General features: G+C 33.6%; 15 protein-coding genes. 10 read left to right on the top strand and 5 right to left on the bottom strand.

The window, feature by feature from the left end:
* Positions 1 to 127 precede the first annotated feature (127 nt).
* Positions 128 to 1,456, top strand: a complete 1,329-nt coding sequence (locus tag ACOQOS_RS12260) for a M16 family metallopeptidase (RefSeq protein ID WP_420570750.1) — start codon at positions 128 to 130, stop codon at positions 1,454 to 1,456.
* A gap of 7 nt (positions 1,457 to 1,463) precedes the next feature.
* Entirely contained in the window at positions 1,464 to 3,551 is a 2,088-nt protein-coding gene (locus tag ACOQOS_RS12265; RefSeq protein WP_420570751.1) for a M16 family metallopeptidase, read from the top strand.
* 74 nt (positions 3,552 to 3,625) lie between these two features.
* On the opposite strand, the gene ACOQOS_RS12270 is transcribed toward ACOQOS_RS12265, so the two are convergent.
* Entirely contained in the window at positions 3,626 to 4,513 is an 888-nt protein-coding gene (locus ACOQOS_RS12270; RefSeq protein ID WP_420570752.1) for a DMT family transporter, read from the bottom strand.
* A 136-nt stretch (positions 4,514 to 4,649) separates the two neighbouring features.
* On the opposite strand from ACOQOS_RS12270, the gene ACOQOS_RS12275 reads away from it, so the two are divergent.
* The 6 genes from ACOQOS_RS12275 to ACOQOS_RS12300 all read left to right on the top strand — a co-directional run bounded on the left by ACOQOS_RS12275 (position 4,650) and on the right by ACOQOS_RS12300 (position 11,101).
* Positions 4,650 to 5,039 (top strand): heavy-metal-associated domain-containing protein, encoded by a 390-nt coding sequence (locus ACOQOS_RS12275; RefSeq protein ID WP_420570753.1) that lies wholly within the window; start codon positions 4,650 to 4,652, stop codon positions 5,037 to 5,039.
* Between the two features lie 164 nt (positions 5,040 to 5,203).
* Positions 5,204 to 5,578 (top strand): hypothetical protein, encoded by a 375-nt coding sequence (locus ACOQOS_RS12280; RefSeq protein WP_420570754.1) that lies wholly within the window; start codon positions 5,204 to 5,206, stop codon positions 5,576 to 5,578.
* Positions 5,579 to 5,909: 331 nt separating this feature from the next.
* Complete coding sequence (locus ACOQOS_RS12285; RefSeq protein ID WP_420570755.1) at positions 5,910 to 6,932, top strand: transporter; 1,023 nt, start codon at positions 5,910 to 5,912, stop codon at positions 6,930 to 6,932.
* 34 nt (positions 6,933 to 6,966) lie between these two features.
* Entirely contained in the window at positions 6,967 to 7,350 is a 384-nt protein-coding gene (locus tag ACOQOS_RS12290) for a hypothetical protein (protein ID WP_420570756.1), read from the top strand.
* 148 nt (positions 7,351 to 7,498) lie between these two features.
* Entirely contained in the window at positions 7,499 to 9,859 is a 2,361-nt protein-coding gene (locus ACOQOS_RS12295) for a TonB-dependent receptor (RefSeq protein WP_420570757.1), read from the top strand.
* Positions 9,860 to 9,862: 3 nt separating this feature from the next.
* A complete protein-coding gene (locus ACOQOS_RS12300; RefSeq protein WP_420570758.1) occupies positions 9,863 to 11,101 on the top strand; it encodes a PepSY-associated TM helix domain-containing protein in 1,239 nt (412 codons plus the stop codon).
* A 182-nt stretch (positions 11,102 to 11,283) separates the two neighbouring features.
* Here the strand turns inward: ACOQOS_RS12300 and gldD are convergent, their stop codons facing one another.
* From gldD to mutY, 4 genes are read right to left on the bottom strand one after another with little or no spacing between them, the layout of a single operon-like run.
* Positions 11,284 to 11,847 (bottom strand): gliding motility lipoprotein GldD, encoded by a 564-nt coding sequence (gldD, locus tag ACOQOS_RS12305; RefSeq protein WP_420570759.1) that lies wholly within the window; start codon positions 11,845 to 11,847, stop codon positions 11,284 to 11,286.
* On the bottom strand, positions 11,844 to 13,148 hold the full coding sequence (locus tag ACOQOS_RS12310; RefSeq protein WP_420570760.1) for a gliding motility-associated protein GldE: 1,305 nt from the start codon (positions 13,146 to 13,148) through the stop codon (positions 11,844 to 11,846). Before ACOQOS_RS12310 ends, gldD begins: the two co-directional genes overlap by 4 nt.
* A 26-nt stretch (positions 13,149 to 13,174) precedes the next feature.
* Entirely contained in the window at positions 13,175 to 13,663 is a 489-nt protein-coding gene (locus ACOQOS_RS12315; RefSeq protein ID WP_420570761.1) for a single-stranded DNA-binding protein, read from the bottom strand.
* Positions 13,664 to 13,706: 43 nt separating this feature from the next.
* On the bottom strand, positions 13,707 to 14,744 hold the full coding sequence (mutY, locus tag ACOQOS_RS12320; protein WP_420570762.1) for an A/G-specific adenine glycosylase: 1,038 nt from the start codon (positions 14,742 to 14,744) through the stop codon (positions 13,707 to 13,709).
* A gap of 130 nt (positions 14,745 to 14,874) precedes the next feature.
* Here mutY and ACOQOS_RS12325 point away from each other — a divergent pair, with 130 nt between their 5' ends.
* Positions 14,875 to 15,165, top strand: a complete 291-nt coding sequence (locus ACOQOS_RS12325) for an HU family DNA-binding protein (protein ID WP_420570763.1) — start codon at positions 14,875 to 14,877, stop codon at positions 15,163 to 15,165.
* A gap of 322 nt (positions 15,166 to 15,487) precedes the next feature.
* Entirely contained in the window at positions 15,488 to 17,032 is a 1,545-nt protein-coding gene (locus ACOQOS_RS12330) for an Rne/Rng family ribonuclease (protein WP_420570764.1), read from the top strand.
* Positions 17,033 to 17,152 lie beyond the last annotated feature (120 nt).

The raw sequence follows: 17,152 nt of genomic DNA on the forward strand, positions 1-17,152 counted from the left end.
TTAATATACGAAAATTAGAGCACTTATTAAAATATTCATAAATTTGATAGTTCTCTTGTGAGATGTAACAATTTTATAGAACTTGCGTCCTATCTAAATAACTTAAAGTCAAAAAAAGTCTAATGCAATGAAAAAAAGATTATTTTCAATAGCTTCATTGTTGCTTTTCGGATTTGTTTCCCAAGCACAAGAAGTTAAGTTTGAAGAATATGATTTGGACAACGGTCTGCACGTAATTCTTCACCAAGACAATTCAGCTCCAGTAGTTACTACAGCTGTTATGTATCATGTAGGTGCTAAAGATGAAAACCCAGAACGTACTGGATTTGCGCATTTTTTCGAGCACCTTCTTTTTGAAGGAACAAAAAATATTGATCGTGGACAATGGTTCAAAATTGTATCATCAAATGGTGGAAGCAACAATGCTAACACTACTGACGATAGAACATATTACTACGAAGTATTCCCTTCAAACAATTTACAATTAGGATTATGGATGGAATCAGAGCGTATGCTACATCCAGTAATCAATCAAATTGGAGTTGACACACAAAATGAAGTTGTTAAAGAAGAAAAAAGACAACGTGTAGACAACCAACCTTATGGACATATTATTGAGGAAATCAAGAAACATATGTTCAAAAAGCATCCATACAAAGGAACTACAATTGGAAAGATGGAGCACTTAGATGCTGCAACGCTAGATGAGTTTTTAGCTTTCAACAAAAAATTCTACGTTCCTAACAATGCTACTTTAGTAGTTGCTGGAGATTTCGACACTGCTGATACAAAAAAGATGATCAAAGATTATTTTGCAGCTGTTCCAAGAGGAAAAGACATCGAAAGAAACTTCCCAAAAGAAGATCCAATTACAAAGGAATTCCGTGCAAAAGCTTACGATCAAAATATTCAAATTCCTGCAATTATTGCAACGTACAGAACACCATCTTTTAAAACTAGAGATGCTAGAGTTTTAGACATGATTTCTTCATACTTAAGTAGTGGAAAAAGTTCTAAATTATATAAGCGTTTAGTTGACGAAAAGAAAATGGCTTTGGCAGTACAAGCTGTAAACCTAAGTCAAGAAGATTATGGAACGTATGCTTTATTTGCACTTCCATTAGGTGAAAATACACTTGATGATTTAGTAGCAGAAATGGATGATGAAATTAAGAAACTTCAAACAGAATTAATTTCTGAAAAAGATTACCAAAAACTTCAAAATAAATTTGAGAACAACTATGTAAACTCAAATTCTAGTGTACAAGGAATTGCAAACTCTTTAGCGAGATACAATGTTCTTTATGGAGATACAAACTTAATCAATACTGAGATTGACATCTACAGATCTATTACTAGAGAAGAAATCAGAAAAGTTGCGAACAAGTATTTAAAGTCAAACCAACGTTTAATTTTAGAGTATTTACCAGCTGAAAAAACACAAGAAAAAAAATAAAAAGATCATGAAAACAAAAATATTTTCACTCCTTGTATTGTTTTTAGCTTCGCTAACAATGCAAGCACAAATAGACAGATCAGTGCAACCAAAACCTGGTCCTGCACCGAAAATCAATATTGGTAAGCCTAATACATTCACATTAAAGAATGGATTAACGGTAATGATTGTTGAAAACAATAAACTTCCTCGTGTTTCTGCTTCATTACGTATAGACAATCCATTAATCGTAGAAGGAAAAAAAGCTGGAGTTACTAGTTTAGTAAGTAGCTTACTTGGAAGTGGTACTTCTACTATTTCTAAAGACGATTTTAATGAAGAAGTTGATTATTTAGGAGCTTCTTTAAATTTTGGTTCTCAAAGTGCTTTTGCGAGTTCTTTATCAAAATATTTCCCTAGAATTATGGAATTAATGGCAGATGGTGCTTTAAATCCTAAGTTCACAAGTGAAGATTTAGAAGCTGAAAGAGCTAAAATTTTAGAGAACTTAAAATCTCAAAAGAAAAATGTTGGTGCTATTGCTGGTAGAGTACAATCTGTATTAGCTTATGGTGCAAACCATCCTTACGGAGAATTTATTACAGAAGAAACTGTTAATAGTGTAACACTTGACGACGTAAAGGCTTTCCATAAAAAATACTTTAAACCAAATAATGCATATTTAATCATTATTGGAGATGTAAAAACAAGAGACGCTAAGAAGTTAGTGAAGAAGCTTTTCAAAAAATGGGAAAAAGGAACTATTGTAGCTGATGAGTTTTCTACAGCTTCAAATCCTTCTGGTACAGAAGTAAACTTTATCAATATGGACAACGCTGTACAATCTGAATTAAGCGTTCAGAATACAGTAAATTTAACGATGAAAGATGAAGACTACTTCCCTGTTTTAATTGCAAACAACATCCTAGGTGGTGGTGGAGAAGCTCGTTTATTCAACAACTTACGTGAAGACAAAAAATTCACATACGGCTCATACTCTAGCATTGGAAATAACAGAAAAACAATTTCTACATTCAAAGCAACAGCTAGTGTACGTAATGCAGTAACTGATAGTGCTGTTGTTGAAATTTTAAAAGAGATCAAAAAGATTTCTACAGAATTAGTTTCTGACGAAGAACTTAAAAATGTAAAAGCTAAATATGTTGGACGATTTGTAACTGGAATTGAACGTCCTTCTACCATTGCTAACTACGCATTAAATATCATCACAGAAGATCTTCCAAAAAACTTCTATGAGACATACCTTGAAAGAATTGAAGCAGTTACTAAAGAAGATGTATTAAGAGCTGCACAAAAGTATTTCTTGAAAGATAAATTAAGAATTGTAGTTACTGGAAAAGGAAGTGAAGTTATAGGTGCATTAGAGAATTTAACATTCGACGGAAAAAAGATTCCTGTAACATACTACGATCAATTTGGAGCATCAACAAAGAAGCCTGAATTCAAAAAAGAAGTTCCTGCTGGAGTTACTGCGCAATCTGTAATTGATAACTATATCAAAGCAGTTGGAGGAAAAGACAAGTTAATGAAAGTAAATTCACTTGTACAAGAAATGGAAGCTTCTATGCAAGGAATGAGTATGATTACTACAGTAAAGCAAAAATCTCCTAATATGATGATGACAGATGTAAGTGTTGTAGGTATGGGTTCTGTTTTTAAACAAGTTTTTGACGGAGAAAAAGGATACATGTCACAACAAGGTCAAAAAAGAGATATGCCAGCTGAAATGCTTGCTGAAATGAAAGGTAGAAAAGGTTTATTCCCTGAATTAACTTATGACAACAGCAAATTAGAATTAACAGGCATCGAGTCTGTAGAAGGTAAAGATGCTTATGTAGTTGTTGTTACTGCTGACTCTGGAAAAACAAAAAACTATTATGATGTTGCTTCTGGTTTAAAAGTAAAAAAATCTGAAACAGCTAAAGGTCCTGGAGGACAAGAAGTAGTACAAGAAACATCATACGGAGACTATAAAGAAACTGATGGAGTTAAATTCCCTCACAAAATGATAGCTCCTGCTGCTGGACAAAAAATTGAATTCAAAACAATTTCTGTAAAGGTAAATGCTCCTTTAACAAAGAAAGATTTTGAATAAAATAGCATAAAGCACAAATACTAAAAGCCGAAAGTCGTCATGACTTTCGGCTTTTTTATATTAAAAATGATATGTTATGCTACCGCTTCTTTCTTTTTCTTATTGACTAAATATACTCCTGTTAAAATAATTGCGCCACCTAAAACCTGATAAACACTCAATCGCTCTCCAAAAATTAAGCCCCAACCTATCGCTACTACTGGCATTGTATACGTAACAGAAGAAGCAAATACTGGGCTTGAAATCTGTACCAATCTATTGTAAATAACTTTGGCAATCGCTGTTCCGAATAAAGACAGAATAGCCACATATCCCATAGCAATTTGCATCTCAGTATTATTCATGATCTCTCCAAAAAATCCTGTATACGTCAATATTAACAATCCTGGTATGACAATAATGATAAAGTTTCCCGTAACAATAGCAAGTGCATTTAAATCATTCAAATAACGTTTTACCATATTTACATTCAATCCATATCCAATGGTTGCCAATAAAATAAAAATACTAAACCAATAGTTTTGACTTGGATTAAAATCTGCTCCAGCAAAAACCAACACCAAAGCACCAGCTAAACCAATCAATACACCAAAAACTTGTCGTTTCGTCACTATCACACCAAAAAACAACACTCCAAAAACAACTGTATGTAAAGGCGTCAAAGAGTTCAACATACTTGCTACCGAACTATCTAACTGTTCTTGCGCAATCGCAAATAAAAATATAGGAAAAAGTGAACCAGTCATCGCTGTGAAAAAAATCCATTTCCATTGATGCCTTTGAATGAGTTTAACTTTTTTCAAGCCAACTGAAAATATAAATATAGCTGTGATCACAATTCGCAATGCTCCTACTTGAATAGAATTTAATGTATTCATAGCTTGATCAATCAGAATAAAAGAACTTCCCCAAATCAATGATAATAAACCAAGATAAATCCATTTTAATTTTGAAGCATCCATACGTGTTTTTTTTGTAAGATCAGACAAAAGTCCGACAAATATTTCTAATATTTAATTCATATTTCCTTAATTTTGTAATGAAATTATAAGCGAAAACTATATTGGTTAATTAATATAGTTCCTAAATAAAATGATAATGAAAAAAATACTATTCATTTGCGCAATGGCAATTGCTGTTGTAAGTTGTAAAAACAATACAACACCAGAAACTGTAACGGTACACACACAAACTGAAACCGTAAAAAAAGAAGTAAGCAAAGAAGATTTGGCTGCAAACTACAACAAAGCAGAATTCAAAATTGATGGTATGACTTGTGCTATTGGTTGTGCAAAACGTATCGAAGGCAAATTAGCTGCAATGGAAGGCGTAAAATCTGCAAAGGTAGACTTTGAGCAAAAATTAGCTATGGTTGAATATAATGATGCTAAAGTTGATTTTGATGCCTTAACAAGCACTGTAGCAAAAGTTCCTGGCGACTACAAAATATCTGACATGAAAAATGTAGAAGCATTTTCAAAAGAATAAAACGTTGATTGCAAAAAGATTCTTGCGCCTAGAAATACAAAAAAAGCGTAAATATCACAAAACATATCACTTACAAAAAGTCGTCAATAGTTGACGACTTTTTTATTGCACTTTATTTGATTAAATCTACTTCCTGAACTACCTTTGCAAAGATTTTATATCACGTGAAAATTATTTGGGCACATATCTTCATTTTACTGTACGTAACTGCCATGTTACGTCCTGTAATGCCTTTAGCAAACTATCTGATCAATCAAGATTACATTGCTGAATTTTTATGTATTAATAAAGATAAGCCAGAACTAGAGTGTAACGGTAAATGCTACTTAACCAAACAACTTAAAGAGATTTCCGAAGAAAAGGAAAAAAATCTGCCTGCTATCGCTATGGAAGATTATCCTATTGGAATCATGACATTTACGTTATTTGAAATTTCTCAAGACACAAAAGCAATACTGCAAACAAACTTTCAGTATACTAACAACTATAGGTATTCGTATCTGAATTTAGTGTTTCATCCACCAAGTTTCAATTCATAACATTAATAATTTCCAAAATCTCAGTATCATTTTGAGTAAAATTTGATCATATTGATTTTAATCAAAATGAAAAAATATAGTCTCAAGAAGCATATTGCATACAATACATTGTTGTATTTGCTTCTTCTCTCAACCTATTGAATCCACTCACAAACTGATAAATTTTGGTAATGTATTATTAATGACAACTTCTATAATTTATACGTTTTAGATTGGCTTAAAAAGGTCTAAAACCACTTATTTATGAATTAAAACAAACAATAAACGAGTATTGTACATTTTTAATACATCAAGCCCGATGTGCAATACTTCACACCTAACTATTACACAGATGAAAAATATATTAGCTGCTATTATTTTTATGATAGCAAGTTTGACATACGCACAAGAAACTGAAGACACAACCACAAAATGGACTGGAAACAGACCTGACGGACATGCGCCAATCTCAGTAATGGGCGATCATACGCATGGAAAAGGAGAAATCATGTTTAGCTATCGTTATATGTATATGAACATGGAAGATTTAAATCGCGGAAGTGAAAATACTTCGTTTGCAGATGCACTAGGAAACTACATGGTAACACCAACAAAAATGCCAATGCAAATGCACATGTTGGGCGCTATGTATGCTCCGAGTGATAAAGTTACCTTAATGGTAATGGCTAATTACCTAACAAGCGAAATGGACCATGTAACACGTATGGGCGGAACATTTACTACGGAAGCTTCAGGCTTTGGAGACACAAAAGTTTCAGCGATGTACAAATTCTTCAACAAAGACAGACAACAATTGCATGCGCAAATTGGAGTTTCTATTCCTACAGGAAGCATTGATGAGCAAGATGCAACGCCAGCTTCTGCACCAAATGAAGTTATTTTGCCATATCCAATGCAAATTGGTAGCGGAACATTTGATGGAGAATTAGCACTAACATACCTAAAGCAATGGAACAAATTTTCATTTGGAACACAAGCAAGAACAACACTTCGTTTTGGTAAAAACGATAATGATTATCGTTTAGGAAATCGTTACAGTTTAAATAATTGGGCAGCATTTTCAGCTACAAAATGGTTAAGTTTCTCTGGAAGAATTGAGCTTGGCGCGATAGACAAAATTGAAGGAGCAAATCCTGTTTTAAATCCAATGATGGTCATTACGGCTGACACACAAAATTCAGGAATGACATATGCGAATGCAGGACTTGGTTTTAATGTATATGCATTTGAAGGTTCTTTAAAAAACCTACGTTTCGGATTTGAAGCAGCATTGCCAATATTTCAAAACATGAACGGAATTCAATTACGCAACAAAGAAACCTTAACCTTCGGATTGCAATACGCGTTCAAATAACATTCAATAATACCATAAAAACGTTACTTTTTCTTTGAAAACGCATTGGGCACATATTTTTATTATCCTGTACATTACTGCGATGTTACGTCCTGTAATGCCTTTGGCTAATTATCTTATCAATCAAGATTATATAGCTGAGTTTTTGTGCATTAATAAAGATAAACCTGAGCTCGAATGTAATGGCAAATGTTATTTAGCAAAGCAACTCAAAGAAACCTCTGAAGAGAAAGAAAAAAACCTACCTCCTATTGCAATGGAAGAATATCCAATAGGAATTATTGATCTTACAGTATTTCTCTCTGAAAAACCATATATCGAATTTTTACACTGTAATTCACATTACCTGAACAATTATAAATTCTCGTATCTGAGTCGAGTATTTCATCCGCCAAGTTTATTATTTCTCTATCTATAACCCACATCACTTTCCCCAAGAGTGATGTCCCTTTGCGCATCTAGCAATTGGTCATTGTACCAAGCTAGATGTGCTATCTATAATTTTTAAAATTGAGGCGTCGCGGTGTTTTTAGACAACATTGCTACACTTCTACAATACAAATTCAATGAAAAAAATACTAATTAGTATTCTTATTGGAATGCTATACGTGTGCAATAGTTTTGCACAAACCACATACAGCGGAAAAGTGATAGACATTAAAAATAATCCTATTTTAGGAGCTACTATTGTTTCTGTAAAAAATGCCGCTACAGGTACTACAAGTGATGAAAATGGAAATTTCTCCATCACATTACAAGACACAAGTACTGTATATATCTCCATGATGGGATTTATGCAGCAAAAAGTGACACTAAATGCTTCAAAAAGCACAACAATTGTACTTCGAGAAAGTTTTGAAAACTTAGAAAATGTAATCATATCTGCAAGTCGTGAGCAACAAAAAAGAGCAGAAGTTCCTGCTTCCGTTTCCGTGCTCACTAGTGAAAAGATTAAGGAAAGTAAAGCATTTGGAATTGATCAACTCGTCAATCAAGTTCCTGGTGTATTTTTATCTACTTCAAGAGCTGCTAGCAATGAGCAACATTTTATGGCTACGAGAACACCAATTTCTACAAAATCTCTGTTTTTGTATTTAGAAGACGGTTTGCCAATTCGTCCTGTTGCTGTTTTTAATCACAATGCATTATTAGAAATGAACAACACATCATTTGGACGCGTAGAAGTATTAAAAGGACCAGCTTCTAGCATTTACGGAAGCGAATCTGTAGGAGGAAGTTTTAACTTTATGACAAAAAACCCAAGTAAAGAACTTTCTGGAAGTGTTGGTTTTCAAATAAACGATTTAGGATTAACTCGTTATGAAGTAGAAATTTCCAATTCGCCAAACGAACACTTTGGATTCTATTTAGGTACGCATTATATCCAAAGAAAAAATGGTCCTGTAGGACATTCTGATTATGAAAAATTTGCCTTAACATTTAAAACCGTAAACGACTTTTCAGATCGTTTTCAATGGACAAATGCACTAACATTAGTGGATTATCGCTCAGACATGACTGGTTCTTTATCAGAAAAAAATTATTCTGATGGAAATTATGAAAGCAATCAAACTTTTACAGAACGTGATGCTTTAGCGTTTCGTTTCAGAAGTACCTTTGCAGCGCGTTGGAATGATCGCCAAAAAACAACATTCAATCTGATTTTCCGAAATAATCAAATGGATCAGAATCCATCCTATCGAGTTCGTCAATTTCGTCAACAAGGACAATTGACAGGTTTTGGTTCTGGAGAAGTGAATAGCAATAAATTTAAAAGTTACGTTGGTTTAATTCAACATAAAATAGATTTCAACTTTGCTAAGTCTTCATTAATTACTGGAATTACAGCCGATTTTTCTCCACAAAAATATCTCGGACAAACTACAGATGTAATCGTAAATCCTGAAACTGGACAAAACACAAGTTTTACGGTAAATTCAAATGACTTCATCTTAAATTACGAAGCAGATATTTTTAATTACGCAGGATATTTACAATATGAAATGTCTCCCTTAGAAAAGTTAAAAATTACGGCTGCAGTACGTTTTGATAAGTTTACTTATGATTATGACAACAAAATTGAAGGAACTGCTGGTGTGAGTGATACCAAAGTAAATTATGACAATGTTTCTCCAAAGCTTGGTGTAAATTATAATTTTTCAAAAACCCTTGGTGTATATGCAAACTACGCTAACGGATTTACACCACCGCAAACATCAACTTTGTTCAGAAATAGCAAGAATAATGATGCAGGTGGAACTATTTTTGATTTGAATTCGGCTTTCTACAATAATTACGAAGTTGGTGGATATTTTGCCATTCCAAACACACTACAAGTAGACTTGGCATTGTATCAACTTGACGGAAGAGATCAGCTTATTTCATTACGTGATGAAGACGGAAACTTTATTCAAAAAAACTCTGGAAAAACACGTTCGCGCGGAATTGAACTCGGTGTTACTTATACACCTTTTGACTTTTTAGAGTTTAACTACAGTGGAAGTTATGCAAACCATGAATACATTTCTTTCTTTGATAATGGTATCGATTACTCGGGAACAGATATGCAAACTGCGCCTAACTTTCTTGGAAATGCATCTGCAACGTACAAACCTTTAGAAAACTTAGGAATCTCACTAAACTACGAATTTGTCGGTGATTACAATACAAGTTTTGAAGGACAAGCTGTTGTTGGTGAAGACACAAATGGTGATTCTATTTTAGGAACCACTACATACGCAGGTCATCATATTTTTAATGCACGTATAAATTATCGTTATAAGAATGTGGAAATTTGGGGACATGCTTTAAACCTCTTTGACAAACTATATTCGGTTCGTGCTTCTTACAATACATTTAGAAAAGAGAATTCATATTCAATTGGAAATCCTAGAGCTTTCCATTTTGGAATTTCATATTCGTTTTAAGAGATGAAAAACACAAAACTAAACGCTTGGTTATGGAAGTGGCATTTTATTGCGGGAATGATTTCGTTACCGTTTATTCTGCTACTTTCCATTACTGGCGGAATTTATCTGTTTAATTCAGATTATGAAGAAGAAGCTAAATCTACATTGCAAAAAGTAACTGTAACTGAAAACTCATTGAGTTTCCAAGAGCAATTAGAGTTAGTTATTAAAGAAGTTGGGAAAAAGCCTACTAGTGTCACAATTCCTAAAAATAAACAAGAAGCTACCGAGTTCGCATATGGACGTTTCGGAAAGAAAAAAAGTATTTATGTTGATCCATACAAAGCAAGCATAATTGGAACATACGCTGCAAAAGATACAAACATGTATACTGTACGAAAGTTACACGGTGAACTTTTGAGTGGAAGCTTTGGAACAAAAATCGTAGAATTGATTGCGAGTTGGATGGTCGTGTTGATTATAACGGGGATTTTTATTTGGTGGCCAGTTCGAAAATGGAGTTTCAAAGGATTATTTACCTATAGAACAAATGTTGACAAGCGCACTTTTTTTAGAGACATTCATGCAGTCACTGGATTTTGGATTTCCATCTTCCTATTTTTAGTATTGGCAGGCGGTTTTCCTTGGACAGATGTTGTGGGAAGCAACTTTAAATGGCTACAAAAAGTAACCAATACTGGATATCCTGAAACTTGGGACGGACGTAAACTACAATCGGAAGTTGCAGAAACAACAGTTTCTCTAGACAAAATGATCAGTATTGCAAAATCTCTCAATCTAAAAGGAACAATTAGTATCGGTTTTCCAAAATCTGCCAAAAACACATTCAGTGTTTCTAATAAAACTATTGACTTAAACGCTCAGAAGAAATTTCACTTTGATCAATATTCTGGAGAACAAATTGTAAAAAATGATTGGAAAGATGTTGGTATTTTAATGCGAGGGCGCATGTGGCTCATGGCTTTTCATCAAGGCGAATTCGGCGCTTGGAATTGGTGGTTAATGTTTGGATTAGCAATACTATTAACAATCATGAGTGCTGCAGCTATTATTTCATATGTATTACGAAAACGAAAAGATTCATGGGGAATTCCAAAGGTTCCTGCAAAATTTGTAGTTGGGAAAAGTATTGCAATATTGATTATAGTACTAGGAATTCTATTTCCATTATTCGGTGCAAGCATTGTTGTAATTTATGGTTATGAGAAAATTAAGAATCGGAAGAAATCTTTGATGTAAGTCAAGTAGAAGAATCCTCAATTGTGATGATTGGGGATTTTTTTTAATGTAACAATTCGGCAATTTGAAAATGTACCAATGAAATATTGAATTCCCTATACATCTCGACTGCACTCGATGTGACACACAGAAACGATAAAATATTAACTATCTAAATCTAAGAGCAAAGCAAGTCTAAACATCTAATTACTCCACTTCAAAGATTCAATTAATACACGAATATCTTTTTTAATATAATTCACCGCAGGGTAAATAGAATCGTAGTTAGGTTTGGCATTGAAATACAGCGAACCTGTCAAGAAATGCTTGGTACTATCAGTTACGTAAAATTGTGCCTGAGAAGCAGCATTTCCTTCTACTTCGTATACCATTCCATACACACCTTGTTCGGCATTTTCATAAACAGTAGGATCAATATTATCTGCTTTTACAGCATGTTCGTAAGTTAATTTCTGAACATCTTCTATCAATTTTTCAATATTTCCATCAACAGCTATATATGACAAATGAAGTGTTCCATTTAAAGCTGGGTACTCTAGATTCATCCAACAATTTTGTTTTGGATCAATAACTGCAAGTTGATTTTTTTCAAACGAATACGGACAACTTGACTGCATCTTAGCGTAATTTGCTGTAGGATATTCCAATCGTAAAAACCCTTTTGGTTTTGGCAACACTTCACCATCGCACGAAATTAAAAAGATACTAAATAGTAAAATGATACTTGCGTAATTTATAATCTTCATTCTTTGAGTGTTACTTTTACTTGTTTCAATCGTTTATTGTCAATTACTTCCACAGTAAACGTATAATTACCAAAATTTATTTTGTCTTTCACCTTTGGAAAACCTCTAAATATTTCCAACACAAAACCTGCAATGGTTTCCGATTCTCCTTTTTGCGACTCAAACGCTGTATTATCTTCAATACCGACAATCTTGTAAAAATCTTTTAGATTAGTTTTCCCTTCAAAGACATAGTTTTTATCATCTATTTTGGAATAATGTACATCTTCATCATCAAATTCATCACTAATATCTCCTACTATTTCTTCAATTACATCTTCAAGCGATACCAAACCTGATGTTCCTCCATATTCATCGACTACAATAGCCAAATGAATTTTCTTTTCTTGGAATTCTCGCAATAAATCGTCTAACTTTTTATTCTCAGGAACAAAATATGCATCACGCAAAAGCGTTGTCCATTCAAAACTTTTTCTATCTATATGCGGAATTAAATCCTTTACATATAAAATTCCCGAAATTTCATCCAAACTATCTTTATACACAGGAATTCGCGAATACCCTTTTTTGGTAATCTCGCTCAGTACATTACTAAAAGACATGTCTTCTTTTAAAGCAAACACATCCATTCTTGGTTGCATTACTTGCTTAGTATCTGTATTTCCAAATGATACAATTCCTTCTAAAATTTTCTGTTCTTCTTTGGTTGTTTCATCTTCAGAAGTTAATTCTAAAGCCTGTGACAACTGATCTACCGAAAGGTTTGAACGTTGTTTTCCAAATTTCTTTTGAATCAAACCAGATACAAAACTCATTGGCAAACTGATTGGAGTAAAAATAGCATGCAAAAAATTCAGCGGATACGACATCATCGCTGAAAACTTATGTTTATTTCTACTGGCGTATACTTTAGGTAAAATTTCACCAAAAAGTAAAATCAAAAAGGTTACTACACCAACCTCAATTGCCAGACGAATCCATGGAGTTGTGATTCCTGCAAAGAAAAGATCGCTCAAAGAAGCGAATAATAAAACCGTTGTAATATTAATAAAGTTATTTGCCACCAAAATAGTCGCTAATAACTTCTTAGGATTTCGAAGCAATTTAGCCACCAATCGCATGCGTGCAGAACCAGACGATTCTGCTTCGTTTACTTCCGTTTGCGACAATGAAAAGAAAGCTACTTCTGCGCCAGAAATTAAGGCAGAACAGAACAATAAAATACCAAAAAAAACAATCTTAAAAATATTAAGTCCGCTAATGGATAATGCTAAGAGTAGTATACTGGGTTCTGGATCCAAAATGGCAATAATTAATTAAACTTCGATTAAAATGGTAGATCATCGTCTTCCTCAACCTGCGAAACTTGTGGTGCTTGCTGCTGTGGTTGTTGAACTGGCTGTGCTGGTTGCGCAGCTTGATGATTCGTCGTTGTATGCGCAGTAGTATTTGACGCTGCTGCATTAGATTGCGATTCTTGTTTGGTTGATAAAAACGTAAAATCTGTTACTTGAATTTCTGTCGAGTAACGTGTATTTCCGTCTTCTCCTTGCCATTGTCTATTTTTCAAACGACCTTCTACGTATACTTTATCGCCTTTGCTTAGGTATTTTTCACAGATTTCAGCAGCTTTATTTCGCACTACAATATTGTGCCAATCTGTATTTACAACGCGTTCGCCGGTTTGTTTATTTGTGTAGGAATCATTGGTTGCTATTGGAAAACGTCCAATACAACCACCACCTTCAAAGTAATGCATTTTTACTTCATCGCCTAAGTGCCCTATCAACATTACTTTATTTAGTGTTCCGCTCATCTTCTATAATTTATGTGTATAATCAAATGTAATAAAAAAACCATTAAAAATTGAATTCTTCAATGAAGTTTCCAATCAAAATGGGTACTGGATATTTTCGAATTTCCTGCAAAGGTATTCCGTTTTTTAAACTATCAGTCGTTTCTACAATCCAAAATGTAGTATGTAAGTGTTGGTGCGATAGTTTATGTATTTTTTCTTTTTTGTTGAATTGTGTGATAGAAAAGTTTTTGGTTTTTATAATTTCTTCTATTTCAGATTGATATTCGTCAATAGTATCGATGGACGCTTTTGTTTCTAACAAAGGAAATTGATACAATCCTTGCCAAATTCCCTTTCCCTTTCGTTCCTCCAGAAACGTCTCTGCTTCATTTGCAATAACAACGAGATAATTAAACCAACGATTTTTAACCTTTGTTTTCTTCAGCTTTACAGGCAACATACTCACACGTTGATTTTTTAATCCTTCACAACTTTCATTCAAAGGACATATAATACAATAAGGACTTTGTGGTTTGCATTGTACAGCGCCAAACTCCATAATTGCCTGATTAAAATTTGCTGGATCATCATGATCTACCACTTCAAAAGCCAATTCTTTAAACTTTTTTATGCCTTCCGTACTATTAATAGGTGTATCCACATCAAAATAACGCGACAAAACTCGGTATACATTTCCATCAACTACAGGCGCAACTTCATCAAAACAGATAGAAGCAATGGCACTTGCGGTATAATCTCCCACACCTTTTAGCTTCAAAAGATCTTTATAAGTACCTGGAAACTCTCCATTATAATTTTCTACAATGTCTTTTGCGGTGTAATGTAGATTGCGAGCGCGCGAATAATAGCCGAGTCCTTGCCAAAGTTTTAGCACCTGCGACTCTTCTGCTTTTGCCAAATCATACACTGTTGGAAATGCTTCCGTAAACTTCTCATAATAAGGAAGTCCCTGCGCCACACGTGTTTGTTGCAACATGATTTCAGACAGCCAAATACGGTATGGATCTTTGGTTTTTCGCCAAGGCAAATCGCGCTTATTTTGGAAATACCAATGTATAATTTCTTTAGAAAACTTCATCAAAACAAAATAATACGCAAAAATAAATCTTTATATCGTTAAATTTTAATCAATTAGAATATAAATATTATCTAATTAATTATATATTTGCATCCCTTAATTTTATAACGAATAAACAAAATATATTAAAATGACGAAAGCGGACATCGTAGCAAAGATTTCAGAGAAATTAGGAATGGAAAAAGGTGATGTACAGGCAACTGTAGAAACTTTTATGGAAGAAGTGAAGAACTCACTAGAGAGTGGAGACAATGTTTACTTAAGAGGTTTTGGTAGTTTTATCATCAAAACTAGAGCGGAGAAAACAGGAAGAAACATCTCAAAAAACACTACAATCAAAATTCCTGCACACAACATTCCAGCATTTAAGCCTGCAAAAATCTTTGTTGAAGGAGTGAAAGACAACGTTAAAGTAAAGTAATTAAACGAATAATTTATTAATTAAAAACATAGAGCATTATGCCAAGTGGTAAAAAAAGAAAAAGACACAAGGTGGCTACGCATAAGCGTAAGAAGAGAAGAAGAGCTAATCGTCACAAGAAGAAGTAGTTTATAATAAACTACTTCTTTGTTTTATAGTAAAATATAAAACAAAACGTTCTTTGAAAAAAAATTGCATACCCAAGTAAGCACTACTGTCTTGTGCTTGCGTGAGCGTATGTATATTTATTGGGTAAAAACAATACCTGTGAAAATTGTTTAATCCATCTGTACATTTATGTATGGATAAAAATTAAATCAGAGTGAATAAAGAATTAATTATTAGATCCAATTCCTCTGAAGTTGATTTTGCCTTGCTAAAGGATGGAAAACTTATAGAATTACATAAGGAAGAAGACAATAATGATTTTGCAGTTGGAGACGTATTTCTTGCCAAAATAAGAAAACCCGTTTCTGGACTAAATGCAGCTTTTGTAAATGTAGGCTACGAAAAAGACGCCTTTTTACATTACCATGATTTAGGACCGCAACTTCCTTCCTTACTAAAATTTATAAAACGTGTAAGCACAGGTAAATTAAAAGATTATACATTAAAAAACTTTCCGTTTGAACCAAATATAGACAAGAATGGGAGCATCATGGATGCCGTAAAAGCCAATCAATCTATATTAGTACAAATTGTGAAAGAGCCAATTTCAACCAAAGGTCCTAGAATTAGTTCTGAACTTTCTATTGCTGGACGATATATTGTACTTGTTCCCTTTTCGGAACGTGTATCTATATCTCAAAAAATAGAGAGTAAGGATGAAAAAGACCGATTAAAACGTTTGGTACTAAGTATCAAACCTAAAGGTTTTGGCGTTATTGTACGTACAGTAGCTGAAGGCAAAAAAGTAGCTGAATTGGACAAAGACTTGCAAAATTTGTTGACAAAATGGTCAACGATGTGCAAAAAATTGTATAAAGCTGAACATCCATCGAAAGTACTAAGTGAAATGAACAAAGCGTCTTCTATTTTGAGAGACATTTTTAACGAGTCATTCACAGGAATACAAGTAGATGATGAAGATCTTTATTATGAGATTAAAGAATACGTGCAAAAAATTGCACCAAAAAAAGAGTCCATAGTTAAATTGTACCAATCTAAAGTTCCACTTTTTGAAAAATATGGAGTAGAACGACAAATTAAAACCTCTTTTGGAAAAACGGTTTCCATGAGTAAAGGCGCTTATTTAGTAATAGAACATACCGAAGCATTACATGTTATTGATGTAAATAGCGGGAATCGTTCTAACAAAGCCAAAACACAAGAGGACACTGCATTAGAAGTCAACCTAATTGCCGCAAAAGAAATTGCTAGGCAACTACGATTACGTGATATGGGAGGTATCATCGTAATCGACTTTATCGATATGACCAATGCAGAACACCGAAGAACTTTATTTGATCATTTGAAGACAGAAATGAAAGATGATAGAGCGAAACACAAAATATTACCTCCAAGTAAATTTGGTTTGGTACAAATTACGCGACAAAGAGTACGACCAGAAGTAAACATAAAAACCCGCGAGAAAAACCCTAATGGTAACGGAAGCGAAGTAGAAGCTCCAATAGTTCTCGTTGACAAAATTACGACTGATCTAGAAAGAATTTTAGCCAAAGATGGCTTTAACGGAGTTACGTTAAACACGCATCCTTTTATTGCGGCGTATCTCACAAAAGGATTTCCATCCATCCGTTTTAAATGGTTTTTAAATCATAAAAAATGGGTAAAAATATTACCAAGAGATGCTTACACGTATCTAGAATATCGTTTTAAAGATAAAAACGATGAAGTTTATAAATAACAAAAAGCGACCAGTTTTGGTCGCTTTTTTTGTTTACTTCAAAGCAAAACTATTACTACTAAGGAGCAGATTACTTCGTCATATTCCTTCTTAATGACATTTCAAAAAACATCAATGCTC

It is taken from the genome of Kordia sp. (assembly GCF_965224175.1).
Classification (GTDB): domain Bacteria; phylum Bacteroidota; class Bacteroidia; order Flavobacteriales; family Flavobacteriaceae; genus Kordia.

Coding starts and splice junctions, on each gene's coding strand:
- ACOQOS_RS12270 (WP_420570752.1), bottom strand. CDS start 4,513: ATGGATGCTTCAAAATTAAAATGGATTTATCTTGGTTTATTATCATTG.
- ACOQOS_RS12285 (WP_420570755.1), top strand. CDS start 5,910: ATGAAAAATATATTAGCTGCTATTATTTTTATGATAGCAAGTTTGACA.
- ACOQOS_RS12325 (WP_420570763.1), top strand. CDS start 14,875: ATGACGAAAGCGGACATCGTAGCAAAGATTTCAGAGAAATTAGGAATG.
- gldD (WP_420570759.1), bottom strand. CDS start 11,847: ATGAAGATTATAAATTACGCAAGTATCATTTTACTATTTAGTATCTTT.
- ACOQOS_RS12275 (WP_420570753.1), top strand. CDS start 4,650: ATGAAAAAAATACTATTCATTTGCGCAATGGCAATTGCTGTTGTAAGT.
- mutY (WP_420570762.1), bottom strand. CDS start 14,744: ATGAAGTTTTCTAAAGAAATTATACATTGGTATTTCCAAAATAAGCGC.
- ACOQOS_RS12295 (WP_420570757.1), top strand. CDS start 7,499: ATGAAAAAAATACTAATTAGTATTCTTATTGGAATGCTATACGTGTGC.
- ACOQOS_RS12260 (WP_420570750.1), top strand. CDS start 128: ATGAAAAAAAGATTATTTTCAATAGCTTCATTGTTGCTTTTCGGATTT.
- ACOQOS_RS12300 (WP_420570758.1), top strand. CDS start 9,863: ATGAAAAACACAAAACTAAACGCTTGGTTATGGAAGTGGCATTTTATT.
- ACOQOS_RS12315 (WP_420570761.1), bottom strand. CDS start 13,663: ATGAGCGGAACACTAAATAAAGTAATGTTGATAGGGCACTTAGGCGAT.
- ACOQOS_RS12265 (WP_420570751.1), top strand. CDS start 1,464: ATGAAAACAAAAATATTTTCACTCCTTGTATTGTTTTTAGCTTCGCTA.